At 37.7% G+C, this 14,232-nt stretch carries 16 protein-coding genes; 3 read left to right on the plus strand and 13 right to left on the minus strand.

Features of this window, described 5'->3' with window-relative positions; genetic code table 11:
• Positions 1-11 precede the first annotated feature (11 nt).
• From QRD02_RS03715 to QRD02_RS03735, 5 genes are all read right to left on the minus strand, one after another.
• Positions 12-2,246: a caspase family protein gene (locus QRD02_RS03715; protein ID WP_290253572.1), complete on the minus strand. Its 2,235-nt coding sequence runs from the start codon at positions 2,244-2,246 to the stop codon at positions 12-14.
• Between the two features lie 36 nt (positions 2,247-2,282).
• On the minus strand, positions 2,283-4,253 hold the full coding sequence (locus QRD02_RS03720) for a tetratricopeptide repeat protein (RefSeq protein WP_290253573.1): 1,971 nt from the start codon (positions 4,251-4,253) through the stop codon (positions 2,283-2,285).
• Between the two features lie 341 nt (positions 4,254-4,594).
• Positions 4,595-5,233, minus strand: coding sequence for an NADPH-dependent F420 reductase (locus QRD02_RS03725; RefSeq protein ID WP_290253574.1), 639 nt, complete (start codon positions 5,231-5,233; stop codon positions 4,595-4,597).
• A 20-nt stretch (positions 5,234-5,253) separates the two neighbouring features.
• Positions 5,254-5,454: a hypothetical protein gene (locus QRD02_RS03730; protein WP_290253575.1), complete on the minus strand. Its 201-nt coding sequence runs from the start codon at positions 5,452-5,454 to the stop codon at positions 5,254-5,256.
• Between the two features lie 5 nt (positions 5,455-5,459).
• Complete coding sequence (locus QRD02_RS03735) at positions 5,460-6,071, minus strand: nitroreductase family protein (protein WP_290253576.1); 612 nt, start codon at positions 6,069-6,071, stop codon at positions 5,460-5,462.
• Between the two features lie 132 nt (positions 6,072-6,203).
• Between QRD02_RS03735 and QRD02_RS03740 the strand changes: the two genes are divergently transcribed.
• The 3 genes from QRD02_RS03740 to QRD02_RS03750 all read left to right on the plus strand — a co-directional run bounded on the left by QRD02_RS03740 (position 6,204) and on the right by QRD02_RS03750 (position 8,026).
• A complete protein-coding gene (locus QRD02_RS03740; RefSeq protein ID WP_290253577.1) occupies positions 6,204-7,166 on the plus strand; it encodes a TerC family protein in 963 nt (320 codons plus the stop codon).
• A 79-nt stretch (positions 7,167-7,245) separates the two neighbouring features.
• Entirely contained in the window at positions 7,246-7,548 is a 303-nt protein-coding gene (hpf, locus tag QRD02_RS03745; protein WP_290253578.1) for a ribosome hibernation-promoting factor, HPF/YfiA family, read from the plus strand.
• A 16-nt stretch (positions 7,549-7,564) separates the two neighbouring features.
• A complete protein-coding gene (locus QRD02_RS03750) occupies positions 7,565-8,026 on the plus strand; it encodes an arsenate reductase family protein (RefSeq protein ID WP_290253579.1) in 462 nt (153 codons plus the stop codon).
• Between the two features lie 4 nt (positions 8,027-8,030).
• Here QRD02_RS03750 and QRD02_RS03755 read toward each other — a convergent pair whose 3' ends face one another.
• The 8 genes from QRD02_RS03755 to QRD02_RS03790 all read right to left on the minus strand — a co-directional run bounded on the left by QRD02_RS03755 (position 8,031) and on the right by QRD02_RS03790 (position 14,220).
• Positions 8,031-8,399 carry a hypothetical protein gene (locus QRD02_RS03755; protein WP_290253580.1) on the minus strand — a complete coding sequence of 123 codons (369 nt, stop codon included), beginning with the start codon at positions 8,397-8,399 and terminating at the stop codon, positions 8,031-8,033.
• A gap of 112 nt (positions 8,400-8,511) precedes the next feature.
• Positions 8,512-8,763 carry an acyl carrier protein gene (locus tag QRD02_RS03760; RefSeq protein WP_290253581.1) on the minus strand — a complete coding sequence of 84 codons (252 nt, stop codon included), beginning with the start codon at positions 8,761-8,763 and terminating at the stop codon, positions 8,512-8,514.
• A 5-nt stretch (positions 8,764-8,768) separates the two neighbouring features.
• Positions 8,769-10,040, minus strand: a complete 1,272-nt coding sequence (locus QRD02_RS03765) for a beta-ketoacyl-[acyl-carrier-protein] synthase family protein (RefSeq protein ID WP_290253582.1) — start codon at positions 10,038-10,040, stop codon at positions 8,769-8,771.
• 55 nt (positions 10,041-10,095) lie between these two features.
• Positions 10,096-10,542, minus strand: coding sequence for a 3-hydroxyacyl-ACP dehydratase FabZ family protein (locus QRD02_RS03770; RefSeq protein WP_290253583.1), 447 nt, complete (start codon positions 10,540-10,542; stop codon positions 10,096-10,098).
• Positions 10,543-10,554: 12 nt separating this feature from the next.
• Positions 10,555-11,328 (minus strand): SDR family NAD(P)-dependent oxidoreductase, encoded by a 774-nt coding sequence (locus QRD02_RS03775; RefSeq protein ID WP_290253584.1) that lies wholly within the window; start codon positions 11,326-11,328, stop codon positions 10,555-10,557.
• Positions 11,329-11,330: 2 nt separating this feature from the next.
• Positions 11,331-12,383: a type III polyketide synthase gene (locus QRD02_RS03780; RefSeq protein ID WP_290253585.1), complete on the minus strand. Its 1,053-nt coding sequence runs from the start codon at positions 12,381-12,383 to the stop codon at positions 11,331-11,333.
• Positions 12,380-13,099 carry a methyltransferase domain-containing protein gene (locus tag QRD02_RS03785; protein ID WP_290253586.1) on the minus strand — a complete coding sequence of 240 codons (720 nt, stop codon included), beginning with the start codon at positions 13,097-13,099 and terminating at the stop codon, positions 12,380-12,382. The genes QRD02_RS03780 and QRD02_RS03785 overlap by 4 nt, the downstream gene beginning before the upstream one ends.
• Positions 13,096-14,220 (minus strand): NAD(P)/FAD-dependent oxidoreductase, encoded by a 1,125-nt coding sequence (locus QRD02_RS03790; RefSeq protein ID WP_290253587.1) that lies wholly within the window; start codon positions 14,218-14,220, stop codon positions 13,096-13,098. The genes QRD02_RS03785 and QRD02_RS03790 overlap by 4 nt, the downstream gene beginning before the upstream one ends.
• Between the last annotated feature and the right edge of the window lie 12 nt (positions 14,221-14,232).

Consider the following 14,232-nt stretch of genomic DNA (forward strand, 5'->3'; position numbering starts at 1 on the left):
TTTATTTGAAATTACGATAAATAATTAGTTTTAAGGAATTTAATAAACAAATCGTTTGGATTGTCCGTCTGCATTAAGCTTACGTATGCATTATAGGCATTGGAGTGAATGGATATTTTTTCGCGCAGGCCGGCCATTTGTGCGGCCTTTTTGTAATTTAATTTTGAATTCTCAAAATTGCCTTTGTACAGATATGCCTCCCCTAGGGTAGCTAGTTTCCACAAACTGGGAAACGGATCCCGTTGTGCGGCGGTAAAAGCTAATTCAGCAAACTCCGCCATTTCAATTTTGTTTTCATTCATTAAACTTAAAAACGCAAGATTTATGGCGTGGTAATATATTTGGGAGAAATCATTCCTGCCCTCTGCAATTTGTAGTGCATTACTGTAGTGTTTACGGGCCATTCTCAAATCTTCGGCGGAAAAGGTTTTAAGATATTGACGTTTGTAGCGTCCACCCATTATTCCTAAAATGTTGGAGTTATTTTTAGCCTCTGAATGGTCATTCAAAATTTGGAACGCTTCCTCCTCCCTACTCACACCTTCAAGCGCATAGACTAATTGTTCCAACCCTTTTTTATCCAAAGTGTCCAACTTGGGGAGCAACGCATTTATAACCGAATTATATTCACCCAAGGCAATATTCACTTCTTCTTTATTTGAAAATTTATTTAGGAACCCTTTGTTCATCAACGTATTCAGCAGAAGTCTATAACCGTCATCATTTTCATCGTCTATTTTTACTATTGAAAAATGATCACCTTCAATAATTTCATGGTGCTTCTTGTCAAACGGTCCTAAACTCGATGAAATGGGAACAAAATCGTCTCTTGTTGCCGCCACTGTCTTGAAGGCGAAGGGATATTTATTATTGAATTTTGCCTCCCAACTACTTCGAAGACGCTGAATATATGGACTGCCCTCTTTCAATTCCTTTTCCTCATTGCTGTAAGTAAAGAAATTTTTCAACTGAATTTCCGGCAGACCGTTGCTTGGTGTACCAAATAATAAAATATGACTTATTCGATCCAAATCTTCGCGATCCAGCTCCAACAAGGTTTGTTGGATTACTATTCCACCCAAATCATGGGCAATGAGAGCGATGCGCTTGTAGTGACCAAATTTGTTTTTGATTGAAGTAAGCAAATAGTCGGAATTACGTTTTATGTCGCTGGCACAGGCCCAAATATTTTTGCCCATTTCGGGGACAATATTACCGCTATAGCCTAATGGGAACATATCCCACCCATCCATTTCTGAATTTTCAATTAATAATTTTGTTGCTTGGAAAAAGGTCATCTCCGCAATGCCGGAAAATCCATGCACAAAAATGATTACGCTATTGGATTCTTCTGTTTCGCGAAATTTCGTAATGGGTTCTTTAGCAGTAAATTCTGTAGGTTCTGCTAAAGTTTCAATCTCAACTTCATCGGTATTAATTTCGCTTGAATGGGAAGTAAAACTAACCACAAAATCTTCGAATATTTGAAGATTGGCGTACGGATTTTGATCGGGATATATTTCGGGAACTTTTTTAAAAATGTACTGCACAACCTCAAAAATTCTAACGAACGGATCCGAATTTATTTTTGCATCTCCCCGCAAAACTTCAATCATACATTTGGTGAAAAGACTATTCTGGTCCCCTTCCAAAATAACGCTCAATTGTTCAGCCCTACATGCAGAAACTATGGTCATTCCACGGCCATTGTCCAATTTTTGGGCTAACCCATCCGCATTTGTGTGCCGGGGCTGCGAGGGTAAACTCGTTACTCCCGCGGTCATTCCTGCGGCATGGCAACAATCCAAAAAGAAAATTAATCTTCGGGATTTCATTTGGTTAATTTTACTCTTGATCTCTTCGGCTTTTATCCATGTATTTTCATAATTTTTTGGATCATAATCATTCGGACACAGATGAAAATATTTTTGATTTTGGTCCTCTGGTTTTTTTTGTAATTCATCCTTTATAAATGTGTTATCGCTATACATTCCGCCGTGACCTGAATAATAAAGGAATATGGAAGATTTTTCATCCGTTCGACTCAGTAACTCATCAAAAGCACTGAGAATTCCCAAGCGTGTGGCTTTTTTTCCGGTGAGCAGTGTTACGTTCTTTTTATAATAGCTTCCGTATTTTTTGTTTCCTAAGATTTGTTGCAGTGCCTTAGCGTCCGTTACGGTTTCCGGTAAATCTTCACTGCCGACACCAATCAATAGTGCGTGTGCGTTTTTAAGCTTTGCCATACTCCAAGGATTTAAGCGGGTTAAAATTTCTTACGGTTAGTTCCAAAACTTCATGACGTCATCAAACTCTTTTTGGTTTCTAAAATTTTTAAAAATTGGATCGTTCACATATGATTTCCAAAGATATAAGTGACCGTTGGCCACGGCTTTTAATAGGTTTTTATAAACGGAGTTAACATTGTTGGTTGCCGCGTAATATTGGCCAAGAGCGTAATCCACTTCGCCGAATTGATAATTGGCTCTCAAAGTTTCCAAATGGAGCAATAAATTTTCGGCATCGGCTGAGTTTCCAAGTTTAAAATTACAAATGGCAAGTTTTGCAGTAGCTTCAATATTCTTTGGTTCTTTTTGTAGCACTTCTTTCAAAGCGATTTTTGCTTTGGCCCATTCCTCTTTATAAAAATAGGCATCGGCCAACAGCATTTCAATATCGGTTTTTGGTTCAGCGTCAATTATTTTATCGAAATATTCATTGGCCGTGGGTTGGTCATTTTTTAATAGGAACTCCTTCCCCACTTGTAAAAATAACTCCTGTGTCTGCGTGGGATTGGCAGTGAATTCAATTCTTTTTAGAAATTTGTTTAGGGCTGCAGTTTTGTCGGCTCGAACGTAAGCAGTAGCAAGTGGTCTGTTCAACATTTTTGCCTCAACCTCCTGCTGTGCGTCTTCAATAATTTGAATTGCGGAATTGTATTTTTTCATTTCAATATCTGCGTAAGCTTTTATGTAAATTCTGCTGGCGCAATCGGAACAATTTTGAAGGTTCATACTATCCATTGCCACTGTTTTGTAAATGTCATCCACATCTTCCGGACGATTCACGTATTGTAGGGCGACGACCATCGCGGTTCGGTTTGTAATTAAATCGAAAGGTGCAATATTGTATTCCTTTAAAATAGAATTGTACACTGTATGGTTATCACCTTTCAATAAGGCCCGATACATATTAAGAAGATTCAGCTGCCTTTTGTTGGTGTAGGAATCAGGTTTTATAAGCTTTAATAGGGAGTCGGATTTTTTAAATTCTTTTTGATTGTAGTAATGGCCAACGCGTAAAACTTTAGGCTCAAAATAGGTTGAATCTGCAGCAATTGCCTGATTTAAAAGATTAATATATGTCTGGTCGTCCGTGCTATACTTTGCCTCGAGTAGATATTTATACGCCTCATATTTTGGGGGATTTTCCTGTAACATCAACTTTTTTTGATCTTCTGTGATGAAGTAACCCGTTATCAGTTCATTTAAATCCTCAATACATTTTAAAGGATTGTCGGCTGGACATTCCGTTGGCCTAAAGGAAAAACTGGTTTGGTTTGTTTTCCCATCCGTTAGCATTCCTTGGAATATTAAATTGTTATTTTTTAAATAGAAATTGCCCGAAATAATCTTGCTGGGATTCAGGTATTTCTTCACAATAGTGTTATCCTCATCTTCAATATTTTTTGATTTCAGAATGCTTTTATATTCATCCACTTGATCTTGAGTGATTACCTGCGCCACATTGTTTTCCGTTATGCCATGGATTATCCAATCGGCCGCCATTTTGCTTACGATGTCATATTGCGGATCGCCGGTATTATTGCCGAATTTTAAAACCGCAATTTTATCATTCTTCTCAATAGTGGGTGTTGCAACTATGGTGCGCTTGAAAAAATTATTGTTAACTATCAAAAATGCGACGATTACGCATATTGAGGTTATGATTCCCAAGGCGGTGAAATACATTTTTCTAAAAGCTATTCTCTTGCTTCCCTCCTTCTCGTCCTCCTCCTCCTCTATGGTTAAGTTGACGGGGGAAATTCTCAGTTTCCAAAGAAAAAAAATGTATATCGGGAAGCAAAGAAGCAGCACAACAATAAGAAAAGTCACGGACTTTTGGGGAAGACCCAAAGGCTGCCATGTTATTGCGAGCACCTGCAAAACTACCCACGCAGAAACCACATAAATGGACAACATTTTAAAGACTTCCTTTTCATGGCACTGCTTAAAAAAGGAATTAAGCTTCATAATATTCGGTTAGTATCGCTAATTTACCTAAAATCAGCCAAGTTCGGCGATTTATAATATATTTATATTCAGTAAATAACACTATTTGTTTATCTTTAGTTATTGTCTAACTAAAATTTTCAATTATGCCAACAACACCTAAAAAGAACACCGAGGCGAAGCCAAAACCCGTAAAAACCCCTGCTAAGGCAAAACCGAAAGCGAAGCCGAAACCAGGGGCAGATATCCAGCCCTCTTAATAGAACCGGATGCTATCAAGGTTTCTGAAACATTAAAGATTATATGATAAGTTGCTTGCGCAGAATCTAATAAAGCTTCGAAATAGGAAAAATTCCTCAGCTTCAACCTTGTTTTTCTCCAATCATTTTTTCAAGGTTTTCCCTATTGGTGGACTTGCCATAAATTTTCTGATCGGGATCCATCATATGGGTATCTGCCAATCCACCGATATAAACGGCTTCAAAACCAATATCTTCAATTAATTGTTGCGTAACATTTTTGCTTTGTTCATCCTGAGCGGCAAATGGGATTGCAAGTTTGTCTGTTTCACGGAATGCCTTTTCTTTCAGATGTTCGGCATATATGGTGTTGAAGGCCTTGGCTGTTTTGGCCGTTCCAAATTTCATAGCTGTATATTCTGAAGCATTCCGATTACTGTCGCGAACTTCTTGCGCCATCTTTCCATCTCTTTCGGGATATGGGTTGGTAGCGTCAATAATTACCTTGTTTCCGTATTCCCCAGCGTAAAGTTCGGCAAGTTCGTCAATTGCCATAAAAGGCACGGCCAAAAGGTATACGTCTGCCCTTGCTTCCCATGCTTCATCGAGGGTTACGGCCTTAGAATTGCCGCCGGCATCTATTGCCAATTGAGTTAATTTTTCGGGATGTCTGGACGTAAATAACACCTCGTGACCCGCACGCGCCCAATGCTTTCCAAGGTTTCCTCCTATATTTCCACTTCCTATTATTCCAATTTTCATATTTTTTAGTTTTTTATTTGCTACTCTTCTTCTGAATTTAATTTTTTAAAGGTTTCTGAAATTTTCTCATTTTCTGATTTTGTTTTCATGGCTTTGTCCTTGTTCAGTTTAAGTTCACCATCACCTTTAATCTTTAATTTATCCTCTTCCACAATTTTACCAAAGTTGGAGGATTTGCGGTAATCATCCTGAAAATCCGCGTGTTTTTTGTTCTTTTTCATAATGCTTATTTTTTATTTTCGAAGTTTCCATTAAAGGCAAATGTGGACTGCTCCTTCCTTTCACGCAATTGTTTTAATTCCTGTTTTTTTAAATCTTCATTTAAATCATCCGGATCCCCTCCGAAATAGCCAAAAGCCACTGCAGTCGCAACATGATAATCCTCAGAAAATTTGAATTCGGAAAGGGCTTGTTTAAATTTAACCCCAGCCATTTGGTGCACTGCAATCCCCATACTATTAGCTTGGTGGATTACATTTCCCATAAAAAGACCAAGATCGTGCAAGGCATGAAAGTTTTCTTTTTCATTTTTTTCCATGGTTTTTTTGAACGCGTTTATCCAGAGCATCTGTGCATTTCCGGCCCATGACTGATTAAAATCGTCCAAACAATTGAATATTCTATCATACATTTCAGTACCCTTTAATCCCCAAAGTACTCGCCACGGTTGAATATTCGAGGCACTTGGTGCCCATCGTCCGGCTTCTAAAATAATATGAAGCTGATTTTCAGTTATAGGCGTTTGGGCAAATGCACGTGGACTCCACCTTTTCTTTATACTATCAAGAATTGGGTGTGCTACCGGTGTGATTTTCTGTACGGAGATTATATTTTCCATCTTTTTCCTTTAAAAGTAACACGTTTGAAACAGCGCAAAAAGCTTTTAAAAAAGTTTTAACGAAACTCACTATTAACATTTTCTAATAGGTTTAAAATCTATTTGCTATTATTTTTACGCAAAAAACTACAAATGCTACTCTGGGGAATTTTTATTGCTTTCGTTATAATATTTTTAGCTTTAGACCTGGGAGTTTTCAACCGCACCCCCCACGTCATCAAAACCAAGGAAGCGGCAATATGGACCAGCATTTGGGTGACCGTTGCCCTTGCTTTTTCTGGGGTTATCTATTGGCTTTTCAGCGATCCGGGCTTATATGATAATCCGGAAAATTACACACCCAATGAAGCAACCTTAAAATATATTACCGGTTATTTAATTGAACTATCGCTTAGTATTGACAACGTTTTTGTAATTGCTGTAATATTTTCTTCATTCGCAATTCCTGCTAAATACCAGCATGAAGTTTTGTTTTGGGGAATTCTTGGAGCTATCGTCTTTAGAGCGTTGATGATTGTTTTTGGAGTGGCGCTAATCAATAAATTCGATTGGATAGTATATGTTTTCGGAGCATTTTTATTGATTACGGCCTATCGAATGTTAACGCACAAAGAGAAAGAATTCGATCCAAAAAATTCAAAAATATATAGTTATATACGCAAAGTTTTTCCGATATCCTCGAAGATGGAGGGTGACAAATTTTTTATAAAAAGAATGGGCGTTCGTGCTGCCACTCCCCTTTTTGTGGCCTTAATAATTATTGAACTTACCGATATTTTGTTTGCGCTGGACAGTATTCCGGCTATACTTGCCATTACAGCAGATCCGTTTATTGTTTTCACTTCCAATATCCTCGCAATTTTGGGGCTTCGCAGCATGTATTTTTTAATTTCAAGAATGCTCGAAAAATTTAGATATATCAATTACAGTCTTGTATTTATTCTTGCGTTTGTTGGCGTTAAATTGATACTTTCCCATCACGTGAAATTCCCCGAATGGCTGTCTCTTAGCGTGATAGTGGTTTGTTTGGCAGGAGGGATAATTGCTTCCATAGCCATTAATGAAAAGGATGAGGCGGACCATCTTCCTCTGTGATTTCCCAAAATCCTATTAAAAGTTTGGAATGGTTTTTTGCCTATCGTATCTTTAAAAATCACTTATAAAACAGCATACCATGAACATAAATTATGAATATCACGAGGTGACGGCCAGTCCGAGATTGGAAAGTTTTGTTGCCGAAAAATTAGATAAACTTGAAAATAAATATGACTCCATAGTTGGCGCTGATGTCTATTTCAAAAGAGAAAACACCTCTAACCCAGAAATCGGAAAAATTTGCAGTGTTCGTTTAAGTATGCCAGGAGCAACCATTTTCGCTGAATCTTCTTCCGCATCTTTTGAAGCCTCCGTCGCCAAAGTTATTTCTGAACTTCGTTCACAACTTCAAAAACGAAAAAAAAAATTGAACGCACATTAAAAATTATATGAAAAATATGGGAGTTATAGCACGAAATGAAAACCAATTAACCCTTATTTACAGTAGCAATACCCGGGTTGGGAAAAGAGCATACGCCTATTTAAACGGATTGGATAAGAAATTTTTGGATATTGATATATCAAAAACTAAAGTTTCCGATACTCAGTGGGTGGAAATTGCGGATGCCTTGGGAGTGAAAGTGGGTGATTTGGTAGATAAAAAAGAAGTGGAATTAGCAATTGATAGTACAACGGAATTCGGCACAAACGATTGGTTAAAGATTATTCAAAATAATGACAAAGTTATTCAATTTCCAATAGTTATAAAGGGAAAAATCACAAGGCAAATCACGAGTTCCACTGATTTATTGGAATATTACGAAGTTGATTCAGCGGGTTTGGAGCAAAGTCCATTAAACGATACTCCGCCCGATATTGAAAGGACTACTGAGGATGAAAACTTTATTGAAAAGAAATGATTAATTAGTCCTTTACATCAATAGTTTCCAGAGGTTGAATCTTTGGTCTAATTTTTTTATACAATGAAAGCTGTGGTCTAGTAAGAATATCTCCCATTTCGGCAGTTTCCTGAACCTTTAATTTATAAAGTTCGTCAAGCATTTCCTTTCCAGTTATGGAGGCTTGAATTTGGTGCTTTCTTATTAAAAACTCTGTAACTTTCTGCTGAAATAACAAGCGCTGTTCTGTTGTTAGAACAAGGTCTTCATTATAACTTTCAGTCAATTTTTCGGCTTCCTGTTCCACATCCCAGCTAGAATTTTGTAGATAAGGATCCTGTGAATAGGTATTCAGTGCTATAAAAAACAATAGAAAAGAAATTAAATGCTTCATGATTTCAATATTAATTTCGAATAATATAAAAAATAAAGCACCACATCCAAAAGCTTTTAACGCTCTTTAACGGCATTATATTAAAACATTAATGAGTATAAAAACTTTGCTTTTAGCTAGAAATTTTTTGTTGAATAAGGATTATCGCATCATCTACATTTCGCAGTTTTTCCATATCCTCATTTTTGAATTCAATATTAAAAACATCTTCAATATCAAGTATGATATCCACCAAATGGGCGGAATTTATATTTAGTTCACGCGTTAAGTCACTGCTTCTGTTTATTTCCTGGGCCGAAACATCTTGTGGCAAATATGTTTTTATAATGGGTTCAAGCAATGCGAAAATCTCTTCCGAAGTCATAAGATTTAAATTTTTTTAAAGATAGCACAAGCATTTACATCACCAAAACCGAAACTGGCTTTGGCAATAGTTTGTAACGATGTTTTGCGCAGTTTCATCGAAATTTTTTCAGGTGAAATTATGGCAGTAATTTTTGGATGCAATACATCACAATTGACGTTTGGAAAAATGAAACCCTCATTCAGTTGGAGAATGGATGAAACAATTTCAATACTTCCACTTGCGGCCAAACAATGACCGACCATTCCTTTTAAGGAATTGATATAAGGAAAGTCATCCCCATTCCTGTTTAAGGCGAGGCTCCAATTTTCAATCTCATCCGGATCCTTGGTGGTTGCTGTAAGATGTCCGTTTATATAATCAATTTCAGAGGCATCAACATTGGAGTCGGTCAAGGCATTTTGTATACAGTTTTGAATTGCGGTACTGTTTGGGGCAGTCATACTCCCACCTAGTCGTTGCCCACCGGTGTTAAGGGCGCCTCCCAAGATTTCAGCATAAATTTTGGCTCCGCGTTGTTCAGCATTATCCAATGATTCTAAAATATAGGCTCCCGCGCCACTGCCCGGAACAAAACCACTTGCGCCCTGGCTCATTGGGCCCTCAACATTTTGTGGGGAATTATTGTGTTTATAGTTTGTGACTTTAATGGCGTCAAATCCGCCCCAAATATAAGGTCCGGAATCACTTGTACTGCCGCACAACATATAGGTTGCTTTACCTTGGGCAATATGTTCATAGCCCATCAAAAGGGCTTCTGTGCCAGTCGCGCACGCAGATGAATTGGCGGTAACCCAATTTCCAGCGCCTATAATTCCAGCCAAATAAGCGCTAACGCCACTAGTCATAGTTTGCGCTACAGAGTTGCTTCCTAACCGTCGCACATTTTTGTCATCTATTTTATAGATGGCTTCCCTAAATTTTTCAACGCCACTTGTTCCACTTCCGAAAACTATTCCCATATCCCAAAATGGTGCTTCATCCATTTTTGCAATTTCCAAATTTGCATCCTTAAAAGCATCCATTCCCGCAATTATACCATACAATATGCCACTGCTGAGGAAATTTCGCAGTTGCAGATCAGATAGATATGCACGTTTTTTTTCATCGGAAATCTCTGGCATAGCTCCCAACTGGCATGAAAAATTCAAATCCCGTAATTCTGAAAAAAAACGAATTCCAGATACACCATTTTTTATTGCATCACTAAACGGCGCAATACCCACGCCATTGGGCGAAACCACTCCGAGTCCTGTTATTACTACACGTTTTTTCATTTTTAAAAATTTGGGAAATTAAGGGGTTATGCGCTATTTGCCGCATTTTTTCTCTTCACTCTAATATGCTCTCTCGTAGCATTCCATCAATGGTTCCCTTGGCTACAACAACATTTTCCGAATTCAACATTTGCACTTCACATTTCAGTTTATTGAAACGAAAATAGATTTTTTGTGATTGAACCGTAACTGTTTCGCCGGGGTACACTGGCGCATAAAAATTTATTTTGGTGCCGCTCATTGCAAAGGTTGGGTTTGTTGAACCTTTTTCGACATGTAAAATAAATATACCTAAGCAAACCAAGCCAATTTGGCCCATACATTCGGTTAGGATTACGCCAGGCGTAATTGGATTATTGCGGAAATGACCCCGATAAAAAAAAGAATCGACCTTGAAAGTGAAAGTGCCCGAAACAGCATCATCTGAAATAGAAATCAATTGATCCACAAACAGAAATGGGTCGGAATATGGCAGCAGGGCTATAATTTCTTCTTTCTTCAAACTTGCTTTATTTTATTGAAGGCTTTCACCTCCATCTACTTTTATTATAGAACCGTTTATCCATGCTGCCTCTTTTTTGCATAACAAATAAACAACATTGGCAATATCATTGGGGGTCGTAAGTCTATTGAAAGGATTTCTATTTTTTGCAATTTCCGATAGTTCTCTGCTACCCGGAATGGCAATAAACGAAGGTGTTTCTGTAGTTCCGGCTTGAATACAATTGGTTGTTATTCCAAGGGGCGCCCACTCAATTGCCATGCTACGCATTAAAGCTTCCAATGCGGACTTGGCGGCAGAAACAGCAGCATAACCAAGCCAAACCTTTGCGTTGCCTTCACTTGTAAAGGCTAAATTTTGAGCATTTAAAACAAAAATTTCCTTTTCAATCAAAGCTTGTGCCCACTCATACCAACTCAAGGCCATTGCATGGAGCGTGATGTCAAAATCTTCTTTGGAAAGAATTTCATCTTTAGCGCCATTAATTTTTTTCAAACTCCCTTTTGCAATACTGTGCAATAATAATTTTACACTATGTTTTGGAAAATGAGTGAGAATGTCATCTATAATATCTTTTTGAAGCGCATTTTTGTTAAAGGTTTTTACGGCCACCCCTAATGCCTGCATTCCTTCAATTTCCTTTTCCAATGATGGCAAATTTTCCTTTCTGTCCCGGTGAACAATGCAAATGTTCATTCCCTCAGAAGCGAGTTTTTTAGCGCTGGCTAGGCCTAACCCACTACTTCCACCCAATATTAGCGCCCATTGATTTTTAAATTCGCTCATAATTAAAACCTTAATAAAACACGCTGCGCCGAAAAGCCGGGACCAAAACTTAACATTAAACCTAAGTTTCCTTTTTCGGGATATTGTTCCAGAAACCGTTCCAGCACATATAATACTGTAGCGCTGCTCATATTCCCGTACAATTTAAGTACTTCTTTGGTATCCTCAATGTTTTTGTCAAGATCTCCGAACAGATCATCAACGGTTTCCAATATTTTTCTTCCTCCGGGATGAAAAATAAGATGTTCAATATTTTGAATTTTCAAATTATTTTTTTTCAAAAATGGATGAATAATATTGGGGAAATGCTCCGCGATTTTTTCTGGGACATTTTTATCGAGAATCATTTGCAGTCCTGTATTTACAAGTTTAAAGCCCATCATTTCGGTGGAATCGTAAAAATGATACATTTCCTCATCAATAATTTCAGGGCCCTCGTCCTCCTCATTCGATGACAAAAGGACACACGCCGCACCATCACCAAAAATTGCCGCACTCACAATATTGACCATAGAAAAATCCTCTAGTTGAAAAGTGGCGGTTGGCGCTTCCAAAGCTAATACTGCTGCACGTTTGCCGGGATTTGCCTTTAAAAAATTATTTGCATAAATGATACCCGAGATTCCAGCAGCACAGCCCATTTCAGTAACGGGAAGTCGCAAAATGTTCTGCCTCATTTTCATTTCATTTATTAAATAGGCATCAACGGAAGGAATCATTATACCCGTACAGCTAACGGTTATTATAAAATCTATATCGGTAGCTTTCCATGACGCTTTCTGAAGCGCATTCTCTAAACATTGTTTGCCTAATTTGGTAATTTCGCGGGCGTAAATTGCATTTCGCTCTTCAAAACTGGTATTTGTAAAAACTTCAACCGGATCCATAATGGAATAGCGCTTATCCACGCCGGCACCTTCAAAAATTTTAATTACTTTCCGCTGAAATCTCTCGTCCTGTGCGTGCATCCATTGCTTCACAAAAGGAATAACCTCAGCGGTTTCCCGACTATATTTAGGTAATTGCTTGGCTACTTTAATTATTTTTACGGTCATATATTTTTTTTAAGAATCCATTGGTAACGGAATGCCCAGCGCCAATTAATTTCACTTTTTTGATTTGGAATTTTATAGGACAATTGCATCAATTCACTTTTTTTGAAGCCTCTTGCAATGGAAACCAAACCGTCGTGCCTAGCCGTTTTTGTTTTCAAAAATAGTTGGCCGAAAATTTTAAAGAGTTCAAATGCATATCTGCTGCGATGTAAGTCATTTATTATTAAACCCATATCCGATTTCCGAATTAAAACCTTCAATAAATCTTCAATTTTATTGTTCTCTAAATGATGTAGAAACAACGAACAGATTGCAATATCGCAATTTGGAATTAATTCTTTATTTAAAAAAACATCAACTTTCTCAAAACGGATATTGGGATATTTCTCACTTTGGTTTTTTGCAATATTTATAATATTTTGATTAAAATCCAAACCGATACATTCAAATGTCAAATTATGCCTTCGCCCGAATTCAGTGCATCGTCTTAGTAAAGCACCATCGCCACAGCCAATATCGAGTAGTATAATTGGTCCCTTATTGGAATGGTCTTTTATGATTTTGATTAACCCATCAATGGTTATAGTATTGCCGCCCAGCCATTTGTTTACCGTGAACAAGTCTGCCAAAAGATTTTTCATTTCTTCGCCATGAAAATCCATATCGTCCATTATCTCTATTTGGTCGGAGCGGTATTTATTGCTGAATTTTATCATGTTTGAACTGTTCCATGAGTTCTTTCAATTAATTTCGGCAATAGCATTGGAACCATCTTGGCGACCCCAAAGCCTATTTTCGATGCAAAGGGATTCATCAAAATTTGCTGGATTACCCGGCCGGTTTGTAACCTTTTCCCGAATTCTTGTTGCCACAGCGCTGCGTATTCATGTTCCAATTTCAATCTGGCAAAATTTTCATTTTCGAAATTTTTTAAAAATGACTCCGCAAAAATTTGTGCACTTTTAATTGCCATTGCCATTCCATTTCCGCATAAGGGGTGAATGAGTCCAGCGCTGTCGCCCAACATGAAAATATGGTTGATTATGGGTTCCTTTTTCTGAAAAGAAATTTGGCTGATGGTTTTGGGTTTTTTGAAAAGGGGTTTGGCCTTGCTGTAAAATTCTCGAAGATGGGGATTCTTTGAGAGTTGATTTTTTTGGAAAGCTGGGATAGCGCCGTATTTCTTAAATGATTGGATCGTTGCCAAATAGCACGCATTCACGGCATCGTTTTCAATTTTGCTTAATCCACAGTATCCATCATTAAAATTGTGAAGTGCTACGGTATCGGAGGGAAATTCGTAATCGTAGTGCGCCTTGACTGCCAGCCATGGCGAATTTTTTCGCATAAATTTTCGATTTAAAAAAGTATCCAGGTTGGACCTTTTTCCAAAGGAACCAAGGACGAATGCTGCTTGCAGAACATTTTTTCCTTGGGTGCTGACAAAAAATTGGTTTTTTTCAAATATGACCTTTTCCACCGTATCGAAAATAATTTCTGCCTTTTTATTTAAATTTTCGTACAACAAATTGTCTAAAGCATAACGGCTAATTCCGAAGCCCCCAAGAGGAAGATGGGCATTCAAGGCCGATCCATTATTGGTCGTAAATAAAAATTTGGAAATTTTTTTTGCCCCTTCTTTAAAAGGATCTATTCCGAGGGAATTGAAATATGGTAAAATTTCGTTGCTCACATATTCTCCACAAACTTTGTGATGTGGATATTCGTTTTTTTCGATCAAACAAACCTTTACATTATTTTGGGCAAGATGAAGCCCTGCGGTAAGCCCTGCCAATCCTCCACCTATTATAATTATGTCCCATTTATTGTTTGCCATGGTTGAAGCTAA

This window comes from Aequorivita aurantiaca, from assembly GCF_030410135.1.
Classification (GTDB): Bacteria; Bacteroidota; Bacteroidia; order Flavobacteriales; family Flavobacteriaceae; genus Aequorivita; species Aequorivita aurantiaca.

What these genes read in the sequence shown, in the direction of transcription:
- QRD02_RS03715 (WP_290253572.1), bottom strand. Translation starts at nt 2,246, where the DNA reads ATGGCAAAGCTTAAAAACGCACACGCACTATTGATTGGTGTCGGCAGT.
- QRD02_RS03720 (WP_290253573.1), bottom strand. Translation starts at nt 4,253, where the DNA reads ATGAAGCTTAATTCCTTTTTTAAGCAGTGCCATGAAAAGGAAGTCTTT.
- QRD02_RS03725 (WP_290253574.1), bottom strand. Translation starts at nt 5,233, where the DNA reads ATGAAAATTGGAATAATAGGAAGTGGAAATATAGGAGGAAACCTTGGA.
- QRD02_RS03730 (WP_290253575.1), bottom strand. Translation starts at nt 5,454, where the DNA reads ATGAAAAAGAACAAAAAACACGCGGATTTTCAGGATGATTACCGCAAA.
- QRD02_RS03735 (WP_290253576.1), bottom strand. Translation starts at nt 6,071, where the DNA reads ATGGAAAATATAATCTCCGTACAGAAAATCACACCGGTAGCACACCCA.
- QRD02_RS03740 (WP_290253577.1), top strand. Translation starts at nt 6,204, where the DNA reads ATGCTACTCTGGGGAATTTTTATTGCTTTCGTTATAATATTTTTAGCT.
- hpf (WP_290253578.1), top strand. Translation starts at nt 7,246, where the DNA reads ATGAACATAAATTATGAATATCACGAGGTGACGGCCAGTCCGAGATTG.
- QRD02_RS03750 (WP_290253579.1), top strand. Translation starts at nt 7,565, where the DNA reads ATGGGAGTTATAGCACGAAATGAAAACCAATTAACCCTTATTTACAGT.
- QRD02_RS03755 (WP_290253580.1), bottom strand. Translation starts at nt 8,399, where the DNA reads ATGAAGCATTTAATTTCTTTTCTATTGTTTTTTATAGCACTGAATACC.
- QRD02_RS03760 (WP_290253581.1), bottom strand. Translation starts at nt 8,763, where the DNA reads ATGACTTCGGAAGAGATTTTCGCATTGCTTGAACCCATTATAAAAACA.
- QRD02_RS03765 (WP_290253582.1), bottom strand. Translation starts at nt 10,040, where the DNA reads ATGAAAAAACGTGTAGTAATAACAGGACTCGGAGTGGTTTCGCCCAAT.
- QRD02_RS03775 (WP_290253584.1), bottom strand. Translation starts at nt 11,328, where the DNA reads ATGAGCGAATTTAAAAATCAATGGGCGCTAATATTGGGTGGAAGTAGT.
- QRD02_RS03780 (WP_290253585.1), bottom strand. Translation starts at nt 12,383, where the DNA reads ATGACCGTAAAAATAATTAAAGTAGCCAAGCAATTACCTAAATATAGT.
- QRD02_RS03785 (WP_290253586.1), bottom strand. Translation starts at nt 13,099, where the DNA reads ATGATAAAATTCAGCAATAAATACCGCTCCGACCAAATAGAGATAATG.
- QRD02_RS03790 (WP_290253587.1), bottom strand. Translation starts at nt 14,220, where the DNA reads ATGGCAAACAATAAATGGGACATAATTATAATAGGTGGAGGATTGGCA.